Here is a 21,344-nt window from a genome sequence, read left to right as displayed (position 1 = left end):
CACACAAGCCGAGATCCTGGAGTACATCCGCGCGGTGGCTACCGAACACGATGTGCTGCGCCACATCAGGTTCGGGACCGAGCTGCTGGACGCGCGCTGGGACCAGACGCGGACGCGCTGGCGCATCGCAACATCCCGCGGTCCGCTGACGGCGGACTTCCTGATCTCGGCGACCGGCCTGTTCGCCGAGGCCAAGTACCCGTCGCTGCCCGGTCTGGACACCTTCGCGGGCACATCCTTCCACTCGCTGCACTGGAACCACGACTTCGACTTCACGGGCAAGCGGGTCGCGGTCATCGGCACCGGCGCGTCGGCGGTTCAATTCGTGCCAAAGATCCAACCCGAAGTCGCGAAATTGGTGCTGTTCCAACGGTCCGCACCCTGGATCATGCCGCGACTCGACCGCCGCACTTCACGCCTCGAACGCCAGCTGCTGCGGCGTATCCCCCTGGCGGGCAAAGCTATTCGCGGAGGCTGGTTCACCGCAATCGAGGGCTTTGGGCTGGTCGGATTCGTGGACAAGCGCTTCCGGCACCCGTACGAGTTACTCGGCAGGCTGCAGTTGCTACGCCAAGTCCGAGATACGCGGCTGCGACGCACGCTGACTCCCGACTACATGATCGGCTGCAAACGGGCGATCTTCTCCGACGCCTACCTCCCCGCACTCGACCAGCCCAACGTCGAGGTCGTCACCGATGGCATCGCCGAGGTGCGGTCACACTCGATCCTGACCCGCGACGGCACCGAGCACGCCGTGGACGCGATCATCTACGGGACCGGATTCACCCCCGTTCCCACCGCGTTCGAACGGTTCGTCGGTCGCGACGGCCTGTCCATGGCAGATCTCTACCGCAAGCAGCCGCAGACCTACCTCGGTGCGACGCTGGCCGGGTTCCCGAACTTCTTCTGCACCCTGGGGCCGTTCGGTGCGGCGGGCAACCAGTCCGCGATCTTCATGATCGAATCGCAGATCGCCTACATCGTCGACGCGCTCACAACGATGCGGACCCGGCGGGCAGCGTGCATCGCGGTGAAACCGCAAGTGCAACAGAGATTCCTGGACGAGATGGCACAGCGCAGCAAATCCACGGTATGGGTCACCGGCGGTTGCACCGGCTACTACCAGACACCCGATGGCCGCAATGCGGGCTTGTACCCCAACTGGAGCTTCGAATACCGCAGTCGCACCAGGCGCTTCGACATCGACTCCTACGACATCGACTCCCGCGACGATGAAGTCCACGAGGTGCGCGCGTGATGCCCCCCGGACCATCGGCGCTTCTACACCGCTTCGGCGTGCCGCCCTACGACGTGCGTGGCAAGACCGTCCTCGTCACCGGCGCGGCCCAAGGCATCGGCCGTGAACTGGCCATCCTCCTGCATCGGCGGGGCGCGGCGATCGCACTGGTCGACATCGACCTTGTCGCCGCCCAGACAACCGCCGCGGAACTCGGGAACCGAGCATTGGCGGTCGACGCCGACGTTGCCGACCGCGCGGCCATGGAGAAGGCCATCGACCGGACCGTCGAGCGCTTCGGCCGCCTCGACGTGGTGGTCGCCAACGCGGGTGTGGTCCCGAAACCGGCCACCGTGCGCAGCATGGACGCGAGCAGTTTCGACCGCGTGATCGGCGTCAACCTCACCGGTGCGTTCAATACCGTGCGCCCGGCCCTCGACCATGTCGTCGCGGCGCGCGGACATGTGGTCGTCGTCTCCTCCTGCGCGGCGTTCGCGCCGGGAATGGGCGGCTCGCCGTACATGATCAGCAAGGCGGGCGTGGAACAGCTCGGCCGCGCCCTGCGCGTGGAACTGGCGCCGCACGGCGCCACCGCCGGCGTCTCCTACTTCGGTGTCGTGGACACGGCGATGACCCACGCGACCCTGGACCAGGACGACCTAGGGCGCGCCATCGGCGAACTGCTGCCCTGGCCACTGAACACCCGCATCACCGCGGCCGCGGCGGCGCGTGTCATCGCCGACGGCATCGGCCGCCGCGCGCCCCGCACCATCGCGCCGTCCGGGTGGGAGCCGTACGCGCTGCTGCGCGGCCTGGTCAATATCGCCCTCGACCATCGGCTCGCCCGCGACCCGAGGCTCGCCACCCTGATCCGCCGCCTCGAGAACACGCCATGAGCAGCGGCAAGGGAAGCCGCTCTGCATCGAGGGATGCCGTCCGGCCCTCTGCCTCGTTGGGAGCTCGAGCACTGCGCCACGTCTCGTCGCTGACTATCCGGCCGCTGATCGGCCGTATCCCGGTCACCCCGTCCACCCTTCGTGGCGAGAGGATCGCCATCGACCGGATCCTGCGTACCGTCGCACCCATACTGCGCGACACGATCGTCGAGCCCGTCCGCGATGGTGAAGTGCGCGCAGAATGGGTACGAGGCCCGAAGGCTGTCCGCGACGACGCGGTGATCTTGTACGTACACGGTGGCGGATTCGTGTCCGGATCCGCGGCGGCCTATCGCGGCATCACCTCCCGGCTGTCCACCGCAACCGGCCTGCCCGTCTTCGCCGTGGACTACCGCCTCGCGCCCGAGCATCCGTATCCTGCCGCGCCGCATGACGTCTCCGCGGCCTACCGAGCACTGCTCGCGCAAGGTTACCGGCCCGACCGGATCGTTCTCGCCGGCGATTCCGCGGGCGGTTACCTGGCGGCCGATTTCGCTATCCGGAACGCTTGCGCGGGCCTGCCGCGCCCTGCCGCGCTTGTGCTGTTCTGTCCCATGGCCGATCTCAGCCTGACTACGATCGCCGATCACGAGACCGCGGAGCGGGACGGCCTCCTGACCATGTCGGCGGTCACCGCGGCCATCGGTCACTTCACCAGCGAACCGCGCGAATTGCGGCCGCGCCGGGGAATGCCGCTGCCACCGACACTGATCCACGCCGGCGATGCCGAATTCTTCGCCGGCGACGCCATCGCGCTGGCCGACCGGCTACGCACGGCGGGCACGACATGTGAACTCGTGCTCTGGCCCGGCCAGATGCACGTCTTCCACATTCTCGCCGCCATGGTCCCCGAAGCCCGCGCCGCCTACCGCGATGCCGCGCGTTTTGTCGGCGAACACGTCGGCAAGGCCGCCGCCACGCCTTTTGCCCGCACACCTCTCGAATCCACCGTCGCCCAGGCAATCCCGAAGGACGTTTCGTGACAAACCCCAGCTTCGACACTCTCTGTGCTGCCTTCCAGCACAATGCCGCCATCGCCCCGGACGCCGTCGCCCTGCGCACCCCTGGTGACCAGCGCACGCTCACCTGGCGTGAGTACGGCCGACAAGTCCGCGCGGTCGCCGCGGGGCTGGCGGGGCTGGGCGTGGGACGTGGGCACACGGTGGCGATGATGATGGCCAACCGGATCGACTTCTACCCCTTCGAAGTCGGCGCGCAACACCTGGGTGCCACCTCTTTCTCGGTGTACAACACGCTCTCCGCCGAACAACTCGCCCATGTGCTCGACAACTCCGGTGCCCGTGTGGTCATCTGCGAAGCAGAGTATGTACCTCGCTTGGATGCCTGCGGAATCGAGCTCGACCATGTCGTCTGTCTCGACGATCCTGCGGTGGGCACCCTGTCGGTGGCGGAGCTGCTCGCGTCTGCGCCTACAAATTTCGACTTCGACGCCGCATGGCGCGCGGTCGGTCCCGAGGATGTGGCCACGCTGATCTACACATCCGGTACCACCGGTAACCCCAAGGGGGTCGAGACCACGCACGCGAATCTGATGTTCGAGTGCTACGCCGTCAGCGAGGTGCTCGACATCCATTTCGGCGACACCATCACCTCCTACATGCCCACCGCACATATCGCCGACCGGCTCACCGGGCTGTACTTCCAGGAGGTGTTCGGCACCCAGATCACCTGTGTGGCCGACGGCAGGCAGATCGCACCGGCATTGGCCGACCTGCACCCCACGATCTGGGGCGCGGTGCCCCGCGTCTGGGAAAAGCTCAGAGCAGCAATCGAATTCGCCGTCGCCAACGAACCTGACCCGGAACGGAGGCGGGTCATGCAGTGGGCGATGTCGGTAGCCGCCGAGCGCGGCGAGTACGAACTCGCCCGCACGGCGCTTCCCGCGGATGTCGCCGCCGATTGGGCGCGAGCCGACGAGCTGGTTCTCTCGCCGCTGCGTGCCCGAATCGGTCTCGACCGCGTCCGGTGGGCGATGTCGGGCGCGGCGCCCATCCCGCCGCAGACTTTGGGATTCTTCGCCGGGCTCGGTGTCCCGATCGCCGAGATCTGGGGTATGTCAGAATTAGCCTGCATCTGCAGTGTGAGCCACCCACGTGACGCCCGGCTGGGCACCGTGGGCAAGCTGCTCCCCGGCATGGAGGCCCGGCACGACGACGGGGAACTGCTCGTCCGTGGGCCGCTGGTCATGAAAGGCTACCGCGGAGAGCCGGAAAAGACCGCTGAGGCAGTGGATTCGGATGGCTGGCTGCGTACCGGCGACGTGATCACCATCGATGCCGGTGGGTACCTGACGGTCGTCGACCGCAAGAAGGAGCTGATCATCAACGCCTCCGGGAAGAATATGTCACCGACGAACATCGAGAACACCATCAAAGCCGCAACACCGCTGATCGGTGCGATGGCTGTCATCGGCGACGGCAGGCCCTACAACACCGCCCTCGTCGTCCTCGACGCCGAAAGCGCCGGTCCGTACGCGGCGCAGCACAATCTGCCCGACGCCGGCGCCGCCGCGCTGGCGGTGGACGCCACCGTCATCGAGCACATCACCGCGGGGATCGCGAAGGGCAACGCCAAGCTATCTCGCGTCGAACAGATTCGCCGATTCCGCGTCCTGCCCACGTTCTGGGAAGCCGGTGGCGATGAGGTCACGCTCACCATGAAGCTGAAACGGCGGGTCATTACGGAGAAATACGCCACCGAGATCGACGAGCTCTATCAGGACGTCCCAGGGCCGAACGTTCACCAACCAGGGTGAGCGCCCGGTCGCGCGCTGGCGATCCGAGCTTCGAGAATGGGCGCCAGCGATCAGGTCAGGAGTAATTTGCGCACCCAGGGCGGCGACCACTTGGCGTTGCGCCCGGTCGGACAGGAACAGATTGTCGCCCGAATCTCGGGTTTCATCGGATTCCTCAACGACAGCCTCGACGGACTGCAGCAACGCATCTCCGCCGTCCAGCAGAACTGGAACGGTGCCGCCGCGGATGCCCAGGCCGATGCTTTCCGGGAATGGCACACCGGGGCAACCGATGTCGCCGAAGGCATCGACACCATGCGTCAGGCCGTCCGGGACGCCCACGACCGATACACGGCGGCGATCTCGGCGAATCTTTCGATGCTGGGCAGGTCGTAACACCTGATGACGACCTTGGTAGTCGATACCGCGGTGTATTCCTCGGCTGGCGCGTCACTGTATTCGTACGAAACCGCGTTCCAGCGGGTATTCTCCGCGCAGATCGCCGCGCTGAGCGAGACCGCCAATATGGGCGGGAATGTGGGCGAATCCAAGGCATGGGCCACGTCCTACGATTCGACCGTCACTACGGCGATGAGTATGACCGAGCTGCTCGTCACCGCCATGGGCAACTACGCCGGGATCCTGAACCAGCTCGGCTACAACCACGCGCTCGCGGATTACGTGGCCGGCACCGGCCGGCCGGCACCGGGACAACCAGCACAGTTGTCACCAGCCTGGTCAGTCTGCCTGCTGCCGCCGCCCTCGGCGGGCGGGCCGGGTAGTGGCCTGTTCGACGATGTCGGTTTCGCGGTGTCGGCGCTCGAGGATTTCGGCGTTTGGATGCCCGACGGGGAACCGGACGATCTGCAGACTGCCGCTGAGGCGTAAGACCTCGCGCAATCCTGTCGCGCCCACCGCTCCGCGATCCTGGAGTTCCGAACGCAACTGGGCCAGCTGCTGGTCGATCTCGCCAAGGGCCTCGCTCAGGAGGTCGCCGAGACCGTTGTCATCGGTGTGATCGCCGGTGCATTGACGGCGGGATTCGGCGCGGCCGCAATCGCCGCGGCCAAAGCGGGCAAGCTCGCGGTGAAGATGAAGAAGTATGTCGACCGTGTGCTGGCCGCCAAACGCGCGGCCAAATTCGTCGACAAAGTCACCGAAACCGGCGACGACCTCGCAGCCAGGCGCGCCGAGCTCCAGCGTATCGCCGACCTACTCGCACAGCGCACCGCCGATATCGCCAGGATCGCGCGCGACAAGCTGAAGAGCTCGCTCGATTACGCGCTCGACAAAGAGGCAATGGAGCATGTCTTCGTGCCGAAGCACAAACTGGATGGACTGGTGAAGTCACTGGGTGGCGAAGAAGCGACGATGACGAAGATCATCGAGAGCGTTCAAGGCGTTCCGGACGGTGTGTATAATGGCTCGAATCCTCTGGTGCGCACAATCAATGGCCAAACTGTCCATATTCGCGGCGCAATGATCGACGGTGTCTTCAAAATCGGCACCGCATACATTCCATGATGTAGCGCGAGACCGAGGAGATTGATGAGTAATACACCGATTCCGCCACGAGCGTTGACCGACCTCGAAACCAGCGTCGTCACCAAGCTGCTGTCGTCGAACGCTCCCGGCGCCTCCGAGTATCTGGCGCAGGTGCCGTATTCGCAGGTCGTCGCAACGTGGGGTGTCGGTTCACCTAGCGTCGATCTGGCGGTGCAGCCCGGTGCGGTGCAAGCATCCGGTTCGCCCGACGGGATCTTCGCCAGCGGAACGGTCACCGACCGCAACGGATCACCGATCGGCGAGGTCATCTTATGGGTCGAGAACGGCTGGCTCAGTGGAATCGAGTACGCCTGGTATACGGACGAACGCCCACACACGCTGCCCGAGCCCGGTCAGATCGAACTGCTCTAACGCAAGATGATGATTGGGCGAATTGCTAGGTTGGCTGGCATCGAAACCGGGGCAGGTGGATAGTCCCGGGGAGGAGCCCCGGGTGCACGCTTGCCGGCCAGGTGGTGCCCAGCATTGAGACGACGTGAGCGTCGGCCAGCTCCTGCGATTGTCGTTTCGCATATGCACGGGTGCCGAACAGTGGGACCTTCGGGGCCTGCGCGATGCCCTGCTGGATCCGTCCGGTGATATCGACGGCAGAGACAGGCTTGCGGTCGCCGGTCCAGTCCGTGCCGTTCCAAACCTCAGAAGGCCCTCGTCCTCAGGGTCGGGATACCAGTTCGGTGGTGCGGTAGTCCCCTTGCCGCAGTCGCTGTTTCGATGATGTCAGCGCGCACTAACGTTCGGAGCGCCAACGCAGGGCTGCGGTCGGGCCGACTGGTGTCGAACCGGGGCGATCCGGAGGGTGCGGGTGCAGCGGCGAGTCAGGGACATCCGGCACTGCTACGACATCTGGATACGGACTCGCGTAGTAGACGCCGATGGTCGGCATCACCGTTCACCGTTGTCGGCTATTACGGGCAGTGCTCCGTCGACGATTCCGAGCCAGAGGTAGTCTCGAGCGCGGGTGACGGCGACCAGTTGACGGCGGGCGGCGAGTTCGTCGGTGTCCTGCTGTGAGGCGGTCCGGCGGCGGGGCCGTTCGCCTGGCAGCACCGGGCGGAAGACCGCCGGAAATTCCAGTCCTTTGGCGCGTTGGACGGTGCCAACCTTGACCGCGTCAATATAGCTGCCGTTGTAGTCTTCGAGCAGCTGGATCGGGATGCCCGCCGCTTTCAGCACCCGCAGGAAGCGATTTGCCTCGGTGTTGGTGCGGGTGATCACGGCGACGTGGCCGTTGGGTGCGCCGAGTGCGCGGATCGCGGTGATGAGTGCGGCATCGATCTGGTTGTCGGGTCCCTTCCACTCGTCGACATGCCCGCCATCGAGGACGCCGCGCGCATCGCGCAGCGTCACACCGGTGCCGCCATCAAGGTCGTCCACCGTGTTGCGGGCGTCGATTCCCTTGGCGTAAGCGAGAATCGCGGCCCGGTTGCGGTAATTGACGGCCAAGAGTTCGCTACGGTTGCGAACGTCGAACCCGGCGTGCGACAGCCGCCAGCCACCGGGATATACCTGCTGTTGACCGTCGCCGACGAACAGCAGGGAATTGGGGGTATTGGCGGCAATCTCTCCGACCAGCCGCAAGCCCATCAACGTTACGTCTTGCACTTCATCGACGACTACCATCGAATACGGTGGGTCGAGCGGTTGTTGGCGGAGCTCCGCCAACGCTGCGGCGATCAGGTCGTTGGCGTCGAAGATTTCGCGCTCGCAGCGAATTCGCTCGTACTCCTCGAAGAGATCCCACACCAAGGGGCGCTGATCTTCACGGCGCAGTGCCAAACCCTCACGCCCGGTACGGACCAGCGCTGCATAATCGTCGTAGTCAGTGATACCACGGCCTTTGATCAAGCGGTCGATCTCGTCTGCCCAGTATTCGAGGTTGGGCTCGATGTCGGCGAGTGGCCCGTTCTCACCGCCCACATGCGCCCATGCCAGTGACAGCGCTGTGCGCGCCCGCGCAGGTTCCATGCGCACCGGCTTCCCCCGCAGCCGCAGGAACTGGCTCGCCCACGCGTGCAGTCCGATGAACTCGACGCGATCGACGACTTCGGGGGCGAGCCGGGTGAAGGGAGTTCTGTGGCAAGCAGGAAGTGAGCGCACGAAGCTGGTCAACAGCAGTTTGCCGGTGCTCTCTCGCGCGATGCGCGCCAGTCGATGCAGCGCCACCACCGTCTTTCCCGTTCCAGCCGGTCCGATGATGCGTGCGGGGCCGTTGTAGTTGCGCCGCACGAGGCTCAGCTGATCCGGATCCAGGAACGACAGCCAAGTCAGCAGCGGTTCCGATAGAGCCCGCTCGCGCTGATCGGCGATGGCATCGTTCTCCTCGAACAGTCCCTCCGCTTCGGGTTCGGAATTCGTGCCGGTCGCCGCGATGTGTACGGGACGATAATCGGATCTGTCGGCGACCGCTTTGGCGACCTGTTCGGCGTCACGCTGTTCGAGTACACGTCCGGCGAAGAACGCACGGCGCAGCGTTCGTTCATCGGCGACGACCACTCGATTATCGACATGGCCGAGATCGGTACCCACCGGCACGACCAACGCCACTCGAACCGTGTTCGCCACGAACACATTCGACCCGACCGTCAGCTTGTCGAACAGCCGTTGCGTGCGGGCACGAACAGCGTCGACCGTCTGGCTAGTGGGTGCGGTGGTCGTGAATATCAGTGCAAACACCCCGCCCCGGCCGACCAGCAGCGCATGCGCTCGGCCGGTTGGAACGTCGGCGATGGGATCGCGCACCAACAGATACGCCCCCCGCTCCATCAGCATGCCCGCGAACACGCTCCGGTAACCCGGCGGAAGCCCTGGCACCGCATTGAGCGCGTCGTACACCTGTCGACGAAGAACCTCTTGCGAACGGTCCGAGCTGCGACTCACTTCTCCCACCCTTCCGCCCGCCGACCCCTGACAGGCACATCACAAGAAGGCTACAGCCACGCTCCAGGGGGAGTTCGCCAATTGACCATCATGGCAACATCTTTCGAGCCGGACGGCGCGCTATGCCCAAGCAGTCAGTGGATCTGCGCGCACTGACTGGAGTAGAACTGCCACGCATCACCCACAATGGTGGCAAGGTCGGTGTGTTTCGGTTTCCATCCCAACTCTCGACGTGCTTTGTCACTGGAAGCGATGCAAACCGCGGGGTCACCTGGACGACGGCCAACGAAACGGACGGGGAAGTCGGTGCCGGTGACCTCGCGGACGGTGTCGAGGACTTCCCGGTTGGTGAAACCTTCGCCGTTGCCGAGGTTGTATATGTCGTGGCGGCCGGGTTGGACGGTGTCGAGGGCGAGCAGGTGTGCGGTGGCGAGGTCGGCGACGTGGATGTAGTCGCGGATGCAGGCGCCGTCGCGGGTTTCGTAGTCGGTGCCGAACAGGGTGAATTCCGGGCGTCGTCCGCTGGCGGCTTGCAGCAGGATCGGGATCAGGTGGGATTCGGGGTCGTGGCGTTCGCCCAGGTGCACGCCGTCGTGGGTGAGGACGGCTCCGGCGGCGTTGAAGTAGCGCAGGGACGTGGCGCCCAGGGTGGTGGAGGCTCCGCACTCTCCGGCGATGAGCTGGTCGACGGTGGCCTTGGTCGCGGCGTAGGGGTTCTTGGGCCGCACTTCTGCGGTTTCGTCGAACGCGGTCTTACCGTCGCCGGTGTACATCGAGCCGGTGGAGGAGAAGATGAGCCGCGGCACGCCCGCGGCGCGGATCGCGCGCAGCAGCGCCAGTGAGCCTTCGATGTTGTTGCGCCAGTATTTGTCCGGGTTGGCGACGGATTCGGCGACCTCGATGCTGGCGGCGAAGTGCAGTACCCCGTCGAACCCGGCGTCGGGGGTGACGCGGATGCCGCCGCGGGTCGGGCGTCGTTGGTGGCTTCGGCGACCAATCGCCGCAAGCTGTCTCGCAGCGCGGTTAGGCGTTTGGGGGAGGTCGGCGATCGCGGAGTCGACCGGGGTGCCTACCCCCACCCGGAAGCCGCCGACGCGGCCCATGTTGCCCCACCCGAGCATGATCGTGGCCTCGCCGGTGATCGCCAGCTCCCACACCAGTTGGTGCGAGTCGATCTCGCGACCGTAGCGCGGCACCTGCGGATGAATATCAACCCCTCCCGGCTGGTGCGCGAACCATGGTCGCAAGCATCCCGGATTACCGATGGTGACCGGTCATCCGATGATCAGACAAGCGCTCGGCCACCGAGTCGAGGATCAGCGCGAGGCCGTAACCGAACTCGTCACCGTACGAATAGTCCTTGCCCATAACCAATTCACCGATCATCTCGGCGAGGTGAGGATACTGGTCGGCCGGCAGCGCCAGCTCGTCGATGAAATCATCGGCACTTTCGGTTGGCTTGAACGGCAGATTAAGCTCGGTCAGCACGAACCCGTAGACATAGGCGTCGAGAGCCGAATACGTATGGGACGCAAGCACTACCGAAAATCCGTTCCGACGGAGGCACCCTAGCACGGCATCGTGGTGCCGGAGGTTCGCCGCGCCTGGATTGCGGCGTGACTCGATGAGGCCCAACGCCCACGGATGCCGTGACAATACCGTTCGCGCGGATATCGCCCTTTCCACCATCGCCTCACGCCAACACTGATCCAGACCCGGGAGTGTGATGCGCGTGAAGATCCAGTCGGCGAGGCGATCGAGCAAATCATCCTTGTTCGCGATGTGGTGGTACAGCGACATCGCCTCGACGCCAAGCTCTTTGCCGACATTGCGCATGCTCACCGCAGCCAGACCGCCAGCGTCGGCAACACGCACCGCGGCGTCGACGACGCGGGCTTGAGTCAGTGGGGAGCGGGCCTTCATAGCACTTGCCACCATACACCCGTAAGTCTAATATGGGCGCTGAAACTTACAGGTGTAAGGGAGACGTCATGAAGGCAGCAGTCGCGGACCGGTACGGCCCACCCAAGGTCGTCCGGGTGAGCGAGGTGGATACACCGTCGATTCGGGGTGGCGAGGTTTTGGTGCGGGTCGCCGCCGTCGCGGTAACAGCTGCCGACTCGCGCATTCGTGCCGCTCGGTTTCCACAAGGGTTCGGCCCCTTCGCCCGGCTCGCTTTCGGCGTCGTTCGGCCCCGACGGAAGATCCTCGGCAGCGCGTTCTCTGGCGTCGTCGAAGCTGTGGGCCCGAAGGTCACGGAATTCTCCGTCGGCGACGAAGTAGCTGGCATGGCCGGCATCGGCATGGGTGCACATGCGGAATACCTCGCGGTCCAAGCGAAGAAGATCGTCCACAAACCGGCGACCGTGACCCATGACGACGCGGCAGCGATCTTGTTCGGCGGATCCACAGCGCTGCACTACCTGCGCGACAAGGTCACAGTGAAGCCGGGCGACTCTGTGCTTGTCAACGGGGCATCGGGGGCGATCGGCACGAACGCGGTGCAACTCGCGAAATTCTTCGGCGCCAACGTGACCGGCGTGACGAGCACGCCCAACGCCGAGCTCGTCACCAAACTCGGTGCCGACCGCGTCATCGACTACCAGGCCAACGCGGTCGTGGAGCTAACCGACCGATTCGACGTCGTACTCGACACGGTCGGCAATATCTCTCCCTCAAGCGGCAAGAAGCTACTCACCGCCGAGGGCAGCTTATTACTCGCGGTCGCGAACCTTTGGGAGACGGTGCGAGCGCGCGGCAACGTCAAAGCCGGGCCCTCCCCGGAGAAGGCGGAAGCGTTCGCGTTCTTGCTGGACCTCGCCGCGAACGACCACCTTGTGGCCGTCATTGACAAAGTCTTGACGCTCGATGACATCGTCGAAGCGCACGAGCGCGTCGACTCAGGCCGCAAGGTCGGCAATATCATCATTCGGCCATGAACATCCACACCGCAGGCCCATGGTCGTTCTGGCAGGGATGAGCGGTGACAAAAATCCCCGGGGAGCACCTGCGCTGGGCCGGGGTTGTGAGCGCTGGCGCCGGCCTTTCGACATCTACTTAGGCTATCGGCCGACCAAGCAGCTGGCGGTCGACCATCTGGTGGGACGCGGCGGTGTCAGCGGTTCCTCCTACCGAGCGCGGCGACCTCCACATGAGAACGGCGGCATCTCGCGGCAGCGGCTCCCGCTCGCTGATAATTGCTGCAAGTAGGCTGATGTGGTGGTGCGCGTACCAGCGCCGATGCCCGCGACTGCGGGAAGCCCGCCCGACCCATCTCCTACCTGGGCTTATGAGATGAAGTGGGATGGACAGCTTCTCTGAACTTGGCAAGCCGACGCGCTATCGCGCTCGTCGAATGTTGCGGGGGTCCTTGTCGAATCGCAGTCCGCGCCATGTGGGATGTCGTAGCCGCCCGTCGGCGGTGCATTCGGTGGAGGTCACCTCGCCGACGAGTTCGGGTTAGCCCCAGACCACGTCGGGAACGGAGGCGTCGACGGTTACTGTATTGCGTTGCAGTGGTTGGAGTCTCGCGTGTAGGTCGGTGAGGGTGGCTTGAGTGAAGCCGGTGCCGACGTTGCCGATGTAGGTGAGTTCGCCGGTGTCGCTGTGCACGGCCATCAATAGTGAGCCGATCTGCCCGGCGCGGCGGCCGGTGCCTGGTGCTGCCCGCCACCACGGCCTCGGTCGTCTTACGTAGAGCGGTTTTGATCCACCACCGAGACCGCCGGCCCGGCATATAGATAGAGTCACCGCGTTTAGACACGATGCCCTCCAAGCCGTGCTCGCGCGCCAGCTGCAGCAGGCGATCAGCAGAATGCCCGGTCCATTCACTGCCCGACATTGGTGTCGGAACTCCCTGTGCGCGTGTAGATGACGTGCGACATCCGGGGTTGCGCGGCTAACACGGGCTCTGTGTGAATGCGCGATGTAGGGCATTCGGTCTCATTCCTCAGCGCATAGAAGGACCCCCAACCTTGCCGCACTCGCTCCCCATGACGGCGCCGACGCGCGGCAGGTACTCGCCGAACGGCTGGACCGCGTCGCCGCACAGCCGAATGCGCAATGGGGCTCAGCGCCTCGGCCGCGCAAACTCGGCCGATCAGCTCCAGTGCACTAGAGGTTCGATCCTCGGGAGGACGGAAACCGGCGTGCGAGGTTCAGCGCGGTGCGCAGACCGCGCCGAGGGAATTCGCCGACACCGATCGCAGGGTGTGCGCCGAATTTGCGTTCGGAGGCGGTTTCTGGTGCGTCGTCGGAGGTCGCGGTCAGGAAGCTGTCCGGTAGGGCCAACTTGTGAATGGTGCGCAGGGTCAATAGGTACTGCCGGAGCAGCGGTCCGGTGGTGTAGGGCAGGTCGTATTTGTCACACAACGCGCGTACGCGCCGGGCGATCTCGGCGTACCGGTTGCTGGGCAGGTCGGGAAACAGATGGTGTTCGATCTGATGGCACAGGTTTCCGCTCAGGAATGCCAGCACCGGCCCGGCCTGGAAATTCGCGGTCCCGAGCATCTGCCGCAGATACCACTCGGCCTTGGTCTCGTGCTGCACGGCGGCGGGGTTGAATTTCTCTGCGCCGTCAGGGAAATGACCGCAGAATATCACCACATACGCCCAGAGATTGCGCAGCGTATTGGCGGCGAAGTTCGCGGCGAGTGTGCGACGCCAGTGCCGCCCGCTCAGCGCCGGAAAGAGCACATAGTCCTTGCCGATCTGCCGCGCGATCTTCCCGATCAGTGCTCGGGTCTGGGCGGTCTTCTCCGCCGGGGTGGCCGCGCGGTCGCGCTCGGAGTACAGATCGTGCAGAGCGATCCCCCACTCGAAAGTCGCCGCCAGAAACAGGTTCTGCAGCGGCTGCAACAGCAGCCATGGTCCCCACCGCTGGTCGCGGGTCATCCGCATCACGCCGAACCCGATGTCGTCGTCCATGCCGAGGACATTGGTGTACACATGATGGCGATAGTTGTGCGAATAGCGCCACTGGGACGACAGACCCGCCATGTCCCATTCCCAAGTGCTGGAATGAATTTCGGGGTCGTTCATCCAATCCCATTGGCCGTGGCACACATTGTGGCCGATTTCCATGTTCTCGATACTCTTTGCCGCCGCCAGCGCCGTCGTCCCCAGCAACCAGCCGCGTTTCGTTCGGGTGCAGGCGATCACCAGCCGGGCCGTGACATCCAGTATTCGTTGGAACGCGATCGTCCGACGGATATAGGCGGCATCCCGGGCGCCGCGCCGATCCTGGATGTCACGGCGAATCGCATCGAGTTCCCGCCCCAGCTCTTCGACATCCGTATCGCTCAAGTGCGCGTAGACGGCTACCTGTGTGATTGCCATTCGTTATGTCCTCGAATCTCCTGAGTGCTTACCGCGGACAGGACCGACTACTCACAGGCGGCCGAGGGCGGGATCAGCGTTTGAAGACCTGCCTCAGCTTCTCCGCGGCTCGTTCGATGGGCCCGCCGGGACGCCTGCCGCCGATGTCGGTCCGGCGGCGGCTGTCTTCGTCGGGTTTGGCGAGCAGCGTCTGCAACCTCACCCGCCCGGCCCGGGCCCGGCGCGCGAGCTTGTTCTTGATCGTCATCGGCATGTTCCAGTCTTCCGGTTGCGCGGTTCGGCCACGAGCTCCTCGCATCGGCCAACCAGCTTTGCGCGAACCGGTTGTACCCAGCTCCGGGGTAGCTACGCTGTCTGCCTACAGTGTAGACTTACAACGGTAACAAGGACAGCGTCCGACCGAGAGGAGGCGCTGATTCGATGAGCCGAATCAAGGCCGAACCAATCGGTTCCACAGACATTTCAGCAGGTCGCGCCGACCGCGGGAACACCACGAACACCCCACTGACCCGGTCCGCGATGCTGGCGGCCGCGCTCGAGATCATCGACCGCGAAAGTGTCGAGCACCTGTCGATGCGGCGCCTCGGCCAGGCGCTCGGCCGCGACCCGATGGTGCTGTACCGGCACGCGGCCAACAAAGCCGCACTCCTCGACGGTGTCGCCGAGATCGTGCTCGAACAACTGACGGTCGACCCCACCGACCCCGACTGGCGCCGTCAACTGCGCATCATCGCCCGCAACTTCCGCCGGCTGGCCGTAGCCCACCCGAACGTGGTTCCCCTGCTGGTCACCCACCCGCTGTCCACCCCGCTCGGACTGCGGCCACTCAGCTCCCTGCGGCCACTGGAACGGACCCTGGCGCTGCTCACCCGAGCCGACTTCAGCAGGACCGACGCCCTGCACATCTACCGCGCGCTGTTCGGATTCCTCTATGGCCACGTCCTCAACGAAATCCAGGAAATCGTCGAACGCCCTGAAGAGACCACCGACCTGCTGCGTCTCGGCCTGCACCGCCTGCCGATCGGCGAGTTTCCCTTGCTTCGCGGTCTCGCCTCCGATCTGGCCTCCTACGACGGCGCAGCCGAGCTCGAACGCGGCCTGGACATCCTGATCACCGGTCTCACCGAGACCTTGACCCCGGCCGCCGCGCGGCCGAGATAGGAGCGTCGACCATGACGCTACAACTGAGCAAAACCACCCCGAGGCGGCAGACACCGTCCGTCCATCGACTGCGGTTCCAATTCGACACAGCGGGCACCGGCGGGGTGTGGCGGCCGTACGGCAACGACCTCGTGACCGAGCTTCCCGAGCTGCTCGCAGTCCTCGGGGTCCGGCTCGGCCCGATCCATCGAGTGATCTACCACCTCGACGAATGGACCATCACACCCCGCAAACTCGCCAACGCTGGGCGCCAGATACGGCTCGACGGCTACCGGCACAAGCCCGCGCACACCATCGATGTCCTCGGGGTCAGCGGCGACAGGCTCACCGTGCGAGTCGACCTTCCGTCCACCGGCGATGCCGAAACGATTGCCGCACAGCAATGCTGGGATTCCGAAGGCGGTTCCCTCGACGCAGGCTGAGCCACACGTCATCACCTGGGACCCGGCAGCGTGGCGCTGAGACCGGTGAGCAGGATGTCCAGACCGCGTTCGAGTTCGGCCGCGCCGTCGTAGGCGGCCAAGACCGGTGCCAGTTCGCGCAGCAACGGGAACTGCCCTATCGGCAGGCGGTGCAGCCCGAGCCGCAGCACATCGTCGGTCTCCTCGGGACGCTCCACGATCTCCTGCAACTCGTTCAGAACGTGCCCGTACAGGAATCCGAACACCGCACGGTAGATGTGCAGCGCGTCGGTACCGGAAAACCCGGCACGAGTGAGCAACTGGAGAATGTCTTCCAGCGGACGGACCACCGCATAGGGGCGCAGACCCAATGGTGTGGACAGCGGCCGGGTCACCAGCAGCGGCACCACCCGCGGATGAGCCAGAGCCAGCCGGCGGAAATCGCGGGCGACCACCCGCAATTGCGCCGCCCAGTCCGGGTCGGCGGCATCGACCGCCAGCTGTGCGAACACGATCTCGGCCACACCATCGAGCACAGCCGCCTTGTTCGACACATGCCGGTAGATCACCATCGGGTCCCGCCCCACCGCCTCGGCCAGCCGCCGCATCGACAACCCGTCGACCCCATCGCGATCGATGATCTCGAGCGCCGCGGCCAGCACAGCCGCCCTGGTGACCGGACTGTTGCCCCGGCCTGCACTGGCGCGGTCCGGCCGCCGGTTCGGAATTTCGGCCATCTCGGATACCTCCATCGTTCTCGGAATCTCCGATGAAGTTACGAGTGTAGACCTACAACGTTGACATCACGAGGGAAACGGCGTGTACTGGACATACACGGCGACTATCCGATATGCGCGTCGCCGATCCGGCCCGAATCAGGTATCCGCTCATGCTCATGCTCGCGGGCACCAACGGCCACTTGACTCGCGGGCGACGCCACCCCCCGGCCGCCGCATGGTCATCCGCGCGGCCCCGGCGACCACCCACGCCACGGCGCGACCATGCGCGAACACCGCCTCGAGAGGACACGAAATGCGATTCCACAGAAACAACAGCACCACCATGGCGCCCGAACAGATCCGCCCGCAGTACGCCCGCCATCGCGTTCCGCCCGACTACACACCCCGCTTGAGGTTGAAGCCGAAAGCCGACCGCGGCGGATACCTCGACGGCGCGTGGTGGCCGCGATCCCGCGAACTCACCACCGAACTGCCAGACCTCCTCGCCGTCCTCACCGTCCGACTCGGCCCCATCTGGCGAGTCGTCTACGACCCCGCATGCTGGTCGGACACGCCCCGGCAGACGACCGTCAAAGGTCACACCGTCCGGCTCGACCCCTACCCCTTCGAACTGTGGAACACGATGTACGTCTTCGGCCGCGACCGCGACCTGATCGTGCTCCGCGTAATCCCATCCTCCACCGCCGACGACACCGCGCACACGGCCCTGATGGCCGCCGTCACCCCCGCATCAGCAACCCGCACACCCCGATGAGCAGAGGAACAGACATGCCCCGAATCATTCGACAACGCCCGATCACCAACCACCACGACATGAGCCGAACTACCGGCCCACCCGAACCCGACCGGCAACCCTTCCGAACACCGACCCGCACCCCACGCCTCCTACTGCGTGAACCCGGCACCGGCTCCGAGCGCATCGACGGCGCTTGGTGGCCATGGACGAACAACCTCACCGCCGAACTGCACGACCTGATCAGCGCCCTCACCCCACGCCTCGGCCCCACCGCTCGCGTCAGCTTCGACTGGAACGCGATCAGTCTCAGCCAACGCCGCATCGACAACCCGGACGGCGTCGAAGTACACGGACCCGATACCGGCCAACCACCCGGCACCATGCACCTGATCGGCACGAACGACGCCCAGCTGACTCTGCTCGTCATCCCCGCAGGCACCCCACCCGACCAAGCAGACGACCAGATGCGGCGTGCGTCAGGGAAATCCTGAATCGGCGCCCCGGCCATGGCCGGGCCTCCGGCTCCAGGTTCCGGCCGCCGCCTCGTTCGGTCAGGAGGTAGGCAAACGCACTGAAATGCCAAAGGGAGAGTGTTCACCTCACGAACGCCGACTCATGGTTGCGGTGGTCGATACAGGGTGACGGTGTGTTCGATGCACCGGGCGATGAGCTCGGCGTCGATTGGCTCCGCCGTCACCAGAAGTCTGAAATACAAGGGTGCGGCAAGGGTTTCGAGGACCTCCCGTGCCGGTGCGTCAGCGCGCAGGGAGCCTGTAGTGCGGGCGCGTTCGACAACTGGCGCGATCTGATCGAATCGGTTGTTCCAGAACGCCGTTCGGGCCGCGCCGAGCTCAGGATCGACGTCCTGCGCTGCTGCGGTGCCCAAAAGTTGGGCAACTCCGGGCCGGGTAATCAGACGCGTGATCTGCTCGAGGATCGTCCGCAGATCCTCACGCAGGGTCCCGGTGTCGGGCGGCGGGTTGCCCACTGCGGCGAGCTCGGTCATGGCGGCGGCGATCAAGGCGGTTCGCGAACCCCATCGGCGATAGATTGTGGTTTCAGAAACCCCGGCGCGGGCGGCGACAGCGCCGAGCGAGAGCCCCTCGATTCCGTGGTCGAGCACCTGTTGCACGGTGGCGGCGATCACCATTTCCCGCACCCGCGCGCTCCGGCCACCGATCCGTCGACGCGGTGCTGGTTCGTCCTGGCTGAGATCGGAACTCATTGTGGCGCAACCTGTGTTGCGGCTTCGATCCAGTTCGAGAATTCACAAGCGAGGTGCCAGCGATGACCCGCGACCATTGTGGGCAGGATAGGCAACGGGAATTCGACGGTAAGTCGGGCGTGGAAGCCGGTCGCGGTGTCGCGGAATTGATGCCGGACACCACCGATCGCGCGGCCGTTCTGTGCCCGGGCCACCCCTGCTATCTGGTAGGGAAACGATGCATCGGGTGGAGTGAGCAAGCTCGACACGTCGTCGTAGTCGATGAAGAACAGCGCGGCCAGCGGACTCGAACCAGTCGTCTCAAGCACTTCTTGTCCTCGGGTGCCGAACGTGGTGTCGAAATGATCCGGGCATGCCCGCAACATCGCGGTCGGATCGGCGGCGTTCATAGTCCTGTCGAACCAGGCCGCGAAATCCGCTGCGGATCCGACCGACACCTCCAGTTCGGTAACGCTATGCCTCCGTCGCCGACTCACCCGCGCTTGGGCCCGGGCGATGCGATCGGCCCAATGGCTATCGCGTGCCAACCGCCTCCGAATCTCCCCGGATCCGAGTTCGAGCTTGGTGTGCAGCAGTGCCTCTCGCCGGATATCGATGTCGCCGGGTTCTGGCGCCGACACACCGAGTTTCCTGGCAGCGGCGTCGATACGGCGGTCTTCCCAGGCAAGCACCTGGTCCCGCTCGACTTGGCGGCCGCCGATCCAGGCGGCGATCTCGACACTGCGCGAGGCGGCCACATCAACTCCTTAAAGTTAGAACTTCTACACTTAAGAGTGTAGCCGGTGGGCTGCCGAGATGTTCTGGAGTGCCGACTGGCGTACGCGGTGATCGTTCAGATGATTCGAGGTTCGGGTTCCCGCTATCGGGCGTTGGTCTCGGCTTCCTCCATGGCGCGCTGGTGCAGGATCGGGATGATGTGCTCGGAGCGGCCGGTTTCTTCGATGTTGTGGCGGATCCAGTTTTCGGCGGTCCGTGTCGAATATGCCCAGGGGCGTGCCAGATTCAGGATCCGTTGCGGCCCGGAGTCGATGCCGATCACCGTTTCGGCGTAGAAGCGCAGGCCTGTGCGCTCCTGGTGATATCGGTGGGTGATGTGGCCGACGGTGCGGCCGAGTGCTCGCAGGTCGAAGTTGAACTCCTCGTCATCGAGGCGGGTGGTCAGGACCGTGGCGTGGATGCGGTCGTGGAAGTCGTTGAACTGCTCGTCGATTCGTGAGCTCGAGCCCACCGCGAAACCGTTGTTCGTCCCGCCGGCGCTCCCGCTGGACAGCGGGGTCACCGAGATGTGGTCGCGGTGGTGCCACAGGTGGTAGTGGCTGATCCGGGGCCCAGTGAAGTCGATGCCGTTCCATGTCGTCGTGGCCGCCAGGTTCTCGAACCACCAGCGCATCATCTCCGGTGTGACGCCGCGAATCGTGTCGTGCTCGATCTGCACGCGCATGACCCCGCCGCGGCTGGTCTAGACATTGACCCACTTGGCCGAGGTCACCGGTTTGAACGCCAGAGTGCCGGCGCGCTCGAGGGCGTCTCGGGCGAGCAGGCGGCGCGCCCGTAAATCGGCGAGACGATCGGCGGCGAGATCGGTCATGGGCACTCCTGGGTCGAGACACGGGACTTCTACATTTGTAGACTACATCTGTAGAATATTCTCATGGTGAGCACGAGAGCCACGGCGGCGGCCCAGCGGCGCACGAATATCGCCGATGCCGTCATCGAACTGCTGGCGTCGGGGGGATCGCGGCGTGTGACCCATCGCGCGGTCGACGAGCTCGCGGGACTTCCTCAGGGATCGACGAGCGCCTACCTCAGGACCAGAGCGGGTCTACTTACGGCAGCCGCGCAACGGATCGCCGATCTCGACCGACAAACCCTGGAAACCTCGCTGGTCGCGGGGTTTTCTGACGGCATGCCGCGGCCGCCGGCCGAGCTCATCGCGAACGTGGTCGACGCGTGGACGACACCACCCGTCGCCGCACGACAGTTGGCCCGATTGGAACTGCAACTCGAGGCACGACGCACGCCCGAACTCGCCGCCCTGTTCAGCGAATTACGATCGGGCTTTCAGCGCGCAGTCCTCGCGTACCTGCAGGCCACCACGGCTGAGTCGAGGATGAACGCCGATCTACACCTCGTCGCAGGAGCGCTGACCGCACTCATCGACGGCTTGGTCTACGACCGCCTCCTGCATCCGAGCACAGCGATTCCCGCGACCCGACTCCAGGAAGCCCAAGAAGCGGTCCAGGCACTGATGGCCACCACAAACCGATCGACTCCAACGACGCGACAAGCCACATGACCGCCGAGTAACGCACTACTTTGCCGCTGATCGCTCGCGCGAGCTCGGTCGGCCAGTGTCGGTAAAGGGTCTATCTCG

Annotated in this window: 24 protein-coding genes and 1 pseudogene; 14 read left to right on the top strand and 11 right to left on the bottom strand. The window is 65.1% G+C overall.

Annotated features, from left to right (window positions below):
* The 8 genes from ON34_RS28970 to ON34_RS28935 form a co-directional block, all read left to right on the top strand.
* On the top strand, nt 1-1,258 hold a 1,258-nt coding region (locus ON34_RS28970; protein WP_040785574.1), incomplete at its 5' end, for a flavin-containing monooxygenase.
* On the top strand, nt 1,258-2,133 hold the full coding sequence (locus ON34_RS28965) for an SDR family oxidoreductase (RefSeq protein WP_051023277.1): 876 nt from the start codon (nt 1,258-1,260) through the stop codon (nt 2,131-2,133). The genes ON34_RS28970 and ON34_RS28965, both read left to right, overlap by 1 nt.
* Nucleotides 2,130-3,155 (top strand): alpha/beta hydrolase, encoded by a 1,026-nt coding sequence (locus ON34_RS28960; RefSeq protein ID WP_083889860.1) that lies wholly within the window; start codon nt 2,130-2,132, stop codon nt 3,153-3,155. Before ON34_RS28965 ends, ON34_RS28960 begins: the two co-directional genes overlap by 4 nt.
* Nucleotides 3,152-4,948, top strand: a complete 1,797-nt coding sequence (fadD11, locus tag ON34_RS28955) for a fatty acid--CoA ligase FadD11 (protein WP_040785570.1) — start codon at nt 3,152-3,154, stop codon at nt 4,946-4,948. The genes ON34_RS28960 and fadD11 overlap by 4 nt, the downstream gene beginning before the upstream one ends.
* Before the next feature lie 66 nt (nt 4,949-5,014).
* The gene (locus ON34_RS28950) at nt 5,015-5,323 is read left to right on the top strand and encodes a WXG100 family type VII secretion target (protein WP_157172466.1); all 309 of its coding nucleotides are present in this window, start codon (nt 5,015-5,017) and stop codon (nt 5,321-5,323) included.
* Nucleotides 5,324-5,329: 6 nt separating this feature from the next.
* Entirely contained in the window at nt 5,330-5,815 is a 486-nt protein-coding gene (locus ON34_RS36900; RefSeq protein WP_040785567.1) for a hypothetical protein, read from the top strand.
* Nucleotides 5,816-5,941: 126 nt separating this feature from the next.
* A complete protein-coding gene (locus ON34_RS28940) occupies nt 5,942-6,451 on the top strand; it encodes a hypothetical protein (RefSeq protein WP_040785564.1) in 510 nt (169 codons plus the stop codon).
* A gap of 24 nt (nt 6,452-6,475) precedes the next feature.
* Complete coding sequence (locus ON34_RS28935) at nt 6,476-6,844, top strand: hypothetical protein (RefSeq protein WP_040785561.1); 369 nt, start codon at nt 6,476-6,478, stop codon at nt 6,842-6,844.
* A 531-nt stretch (nt 6,845-7,375) separates the two neighbouring features.
* On the opposite strand, the gene ON34_RS28930 is transcribed toward ON34_RS28935, so the two are convergent.
* From ON34_RS28930 to ON34_RS28920, 3 genes are all read right to left on the bottom strand, one after another.
* Nucleotides 7,376-9,325: a UvrD-helicase domain-containing protein gene (locus ON34_RS28930; RefSeq protein ID WP_051023273.1), complete on the bottom strand. Its 1,950-nt coding sequence runs from the start codon at nt 9,323-9,325 to the stop codon at nt 7,376-7,378.
* Between the two features lie 179 nt (nt 9,326-9,504).
* Nucleotides 9,505-10,566: a UDP-glucose 4-epimerase GalE gene (gene galE / locus ON34_RS28925; RefSeq protein WP_245548247.1), complete on the bottom strand. Its 1,062-nt coding sequence runs from the start codon at nt 10,564-10,566 to the stop codon at nt 9,505-9,507.
* A gap of 61 nt (nt 10,567-10,627) precedes the next feature.
* Nucleotides 10,628-11,293, bottom strand: coding sequence for a TetR/AcrR family transcriptional regulator (locus tag ON34_RS28920; protein ID WP_040785559.1), 666 nt, complete (start codon nt 11,291-11,293; stop codon nt 10,628-10,630).
* A gap of 68 nt (nt 11,294-11,361) precedes the next feature.
* On the opposite strand from ON34_RS28920, the gene ON34_RS28915 reads away from it, so the two are divergent.
* Complete coding sequence (locus tag ON34_RS28915; protein ID WP_040785555.1) at nt 11,362-12,309, top strand: NAD(P)-dependent alcohol dehydrogenase; 948 nt, start codon at nt 11,362-11,364, stop codon at nt 12,307-12,309.
* 400 nt (nt 12,310-12,709) lie between these two features.
* Here the strand turns inward: ON34_RS28915 and ON34_RS38210 are convergent.
* From ON34_RS38210 to ON34_RS36425, 3 genes and pseudogenes are all read right to left on the bottom strand, one after another.
* Nucleotides 12,710-13,306: pseudogene (locus ON34_RS38210) on the bottom strand (ATP dependent DNA ligase).
* Nucleotides 13,307-13,483: 177 nt separating this feature from the next.
* Nucleotides 13,484-14,707, bottom strand: coding sequence for a fatty acid desaturase family protein (locus tag ON34_RS28905; RefSeq protein ID WP_040785552.1), 1,224 nt, complete (start codon nt 14,705-14,707; stop codon nt 13,484-13,486).
* A gap of 73 nt (nt 14,708-14,780) precedes the next feature.
* Nucleotides 14,781-14,954, bottom strand: coding sequence for a hypothetical protein (locus ON34_RS36425; RefSeq protein ID WP_157172463.1), 174 nt, complete (start codon nt 14,952-14,954; stop codon nt 14,781-14,783).
* Between the two features lie 173 nt (nt 14,955-15,127).
* Between ON34_RS36425 and ON34_RS28900 the strand changes: the two genes are divergently transcribed.
* Both ON34_RS28900 and ON34_RS28895 read left to right on the top strand, forming a co-directional pair.
* Complete coding sequence (locus tag ON34_RS28900; RefSeq protein WP_083889858.1) at nt 15,128-15,868, top strand: TetR/AcrR family transcriptional regulator C-terminal domain-containing protein; 741 nt, start codon at nt 15,128-15,130, stop codon at nt 15,866-15,868.
* Nucleotides 15,869-15,879: 11 nt separating this feature from the next.
* Nucleotides 15,880-16,290, top strand: a complete 411-nt coding sequence (locus ON34_RS28895; RefSeq protein ID WP_051023272.1) for a DUF5994 family protein — start codon at nt 15,880-15,882, stop codon at nt 16,288-16,290.
* Between the two features lie 11 nt (nt 16,291-16,301).
* Here the strand turns inward: ON34_RS28895 and ON34_RS28890 are convergent, their stop codons facing one another.
* Nucleotides 16,302-17,006, bottom strand: a complete 705-nt coding sequence (locus ON34_RS28890) for a TetR/AcrR family transcriptional regulator C-terminal domain-containing protein (RefSeq protein WP_040785582.1) — start codon at nt 17,004-17,006, stop codon at nt 16,302-16,304.
* A gap of 295 nt (nt 17,007-17,301) precedes the next feature.
* Between ON34_RS28890 and ON34_RS28885 the strand changes: the two genes are divergently transcribed.
* Nucleotides 17,302-17,763: a DUF5994 family protein gene (locus tag ON34_RS28885; protein ID WP_245548246.1), complete on the top strand. Its 462-nt coding sequence runs from the start codon at nt 17,302-17,304 to the stop codon at nt 17,761-17,763.
* Between the two features lie 59 nt (nt 17,764-17,822).
* Nucleotides 17,823-18,236 carry a DUF5994 family protein gene (locus ON34_RS28880; protein WP_040785549.1) on the top strand — a complete coding sequence of 138 codons (414 nt, stop codon included), beginning with the start codon at nt 17,823-17,825 and terminating at the stop codon, nt 18,234-18,236.
* 122 nt (nt 18,237-18,358) lie between these two features.
* Here ON34_RS28880 and ON34_RS28875 read toward each other — a convergent pair whose 3' ends face one another.
* The 4 genes from ON34_RS28875 to ON34_RS38205 all read right to left on the bottom strand — a co-directional run bounded on the left by ON34_RS28875 (nt 18,359) and on the right by ON34_RS38205 (nt 20,558).
* On the bottom strand, nt 18,359-18,895 hold the full coding sequence (locus ON34_RS28875; RefSeq protein WP_245548244.1) for a TetR/AcrR family transcriptional regulator: 537 nt from the start codon (nt 18,893-18,895) through the stop codon (nt 18,359-18,361).
* 71 nt (nt 18,896-18,966) lie between these two features.
* Nucleotides 18,967-19,707, bottom strand: a complete 741-nt coding sequence (locus tag ON34_RS28870) for a hypothetical protein (RefSeq protein ID WP_040785542.1) — start codon at nt 19,705-19,707, stop codon at nt 18,967-18,969.
* Nucleotides 19,708-19,829: 122 nt separating this feature from the next.
* Nucleotides 19,830-20,411, bottom strand: coding sequence for a hypothetical protein (locus ON34_RS28865; protein WP_040785539.1), 582 nt, complete (start codon nt 20,409-20,411; stop codon nt 19,830-19,832).
* An 18-nt stretch (nt 20,412-20,429) separates the two neighbouring features.
* Nucleotides 20,430-20,558, bottom strand: coding sequence for a hypothetical protein (locus ON34_RS38205; protein ID WP_281032469.1), 129 nt, complete (start codon nt 20,556-20,558; stop codon nt 20,430-20,432).
* Between the two features lie 63 nt (nt 20,559-20,621).
* Here ON34_RS38205 and ON34_RS33885 point away from each other — a divergent pair, with 63 nt between their 5' ends.
* On the top strand, nt 20,622-21,266 hold the full coding sequence (locus ON34_RS33885) for a TetR/AcrR family transcriptional regulator (RefSeq protein ID WP_051023271.1): 645 nt from the start codon (nt 20,622-20,624) through the stop codon (nt 21,264-21,266).
* Nucleotides 21,267-21,344: the final 78 nt, after the last annotated feature.

Source organism: Nocardia pneumoniae NBRC 100136 (genome assembly GCF_000308755.1).
GTDB classification, from domain to species: domain Bacteria; phylum Actinomycetota; class Actinomycetes; order Mycobacteriales; family Mycobacteriaceae; genus Nocardia; species Nocardia pneumoniae.
Note: the sequence above shows the minus strand (reverse complement) of the source record. Positions and strands in the feature narration are given on the sequence as shown.

Excerpts from the sequence above, each read along its gene's own strand:
- ON34_RS28965 (WP_051023277.1), top strand. The coding sequence starts at position 1,258 with ATGCCCCCCGGACCATCGGCGCTTCTACACCGCTTCGGCGTGCCGCCC.
- ON34_RS28875 (WP_245548244.1), bottom strand. The coding sequence starts at position 18,895 with ATGGTGATCGCCGCCACCGTGCAACAGGTGCTCGACCACGGAATCGAG.
- ON34_RS28960 (WP_083889860.1), top strand. The coding sequence starts at position 2,130 with ATGAGCAGCGGCAAGGGAAGCCGCTCTGCATCGAGGGATGCCGTCCGG.
- ON34_RS38205 (WP_281032469.1), bottom strand. The coding sequence starts at position 20,558 with ATGACCGATCTCGCCGCCGATCGTCTCGCCGATTTACGGGCGCGCCGC.
- ON34_RS28900 (WP_083889858.1), top strand. The coding sequence starts at position 15,128 with ATGAGCCGAATCAAGGCCGAACCAATCGGTTCCACAGACATTTCAGCA.
- ON34_RS36900 (WP_040785567.1), top strand. The coding sequence starts at position 5,330 with ATGACGACCTTGGTAGTCGATACCGCGGTGTATTCCTCGGCTGGCGCG.
- ON34_RS28880 (WP_040785549.1), top strand. The coding sequence starts at position 17,823 with ATGAGCCGAACTACCGGCCCACCCGAACCCGACCGGCAACCCTTCCGA.
- ON34_RS28895 (WP_051023272.1), top strand. The coding sequence starts at position 15,880 with ATGACGCTACAACTGAGCAAAACCACCCCGAGGCGGCAGACACCGTCC.
- ON34_RS36425 (WP_157172463.1), bottom strand. The coding sequence starts at position 14,954 with ATGACGATCAAGAACAAGCTCGCGCGCCGGGCCCGGGCCGGGCGGGTG.
- ON34_RS28865 (WP_040785539.1), bottom strand. The coding sequence starts at position 20,411 with ATGCGCGTGCAGATCGAGCACGACACGATTCGCGGCGTCACACCGGAG.
- ON34_RS28915 (WP_040785555.1), top strand. The coding sequence starts at position 11,362 with ATGAAGGCAGCAGTCGCGGACCGGTACGGCCCACCCAAGGTCGTCCGG.
- ON34_RS28935 (WP_040785561.1), top strand. The coding sequence starts at position 6,476 with ATGAGTAATACACCGATTCCGCCACGAGCGTTGACCGACCTCGAAACC.
- ON34_RS28905 (WP_040785552.1), bottom strand. The coding sequence starts at position 14,707 with ATGGCAATCACACAGGTAGCCGTCTACGCGCACTTGAGCGATACGGAT.
- ON34_RS28920 (WP_040785559.1), bottom strand. The coding sequence starts at position 11,293 with ATGAAGGCCCGCTCCCCACTGACTCAAGCCCGCGTCGTCGACGCCGCG.
- ON34_RS28885 (WP_245548246.1), top strand. The coding sequence starts at position 17,302 with ATGCGATTCCACAGAAACAACAGCACCACCATGGCGCCCGAACAGATC.
- ON34_RS28890 (WP_040785582.1), bottom strand. The coding sequence starts at position 17,006 with ATGGCCGAAATTCCGAACCGGCGGCCGGACCGCGCCAGTGCAGGCCGG.
- ON34_RS33885 (WP_051023271.1), top strand. The coding sequence starts at position 20,622 with ATGGTGAGCACGAGAGCCACGGCGGCGGCCCAGCGGCGCACGAATATC.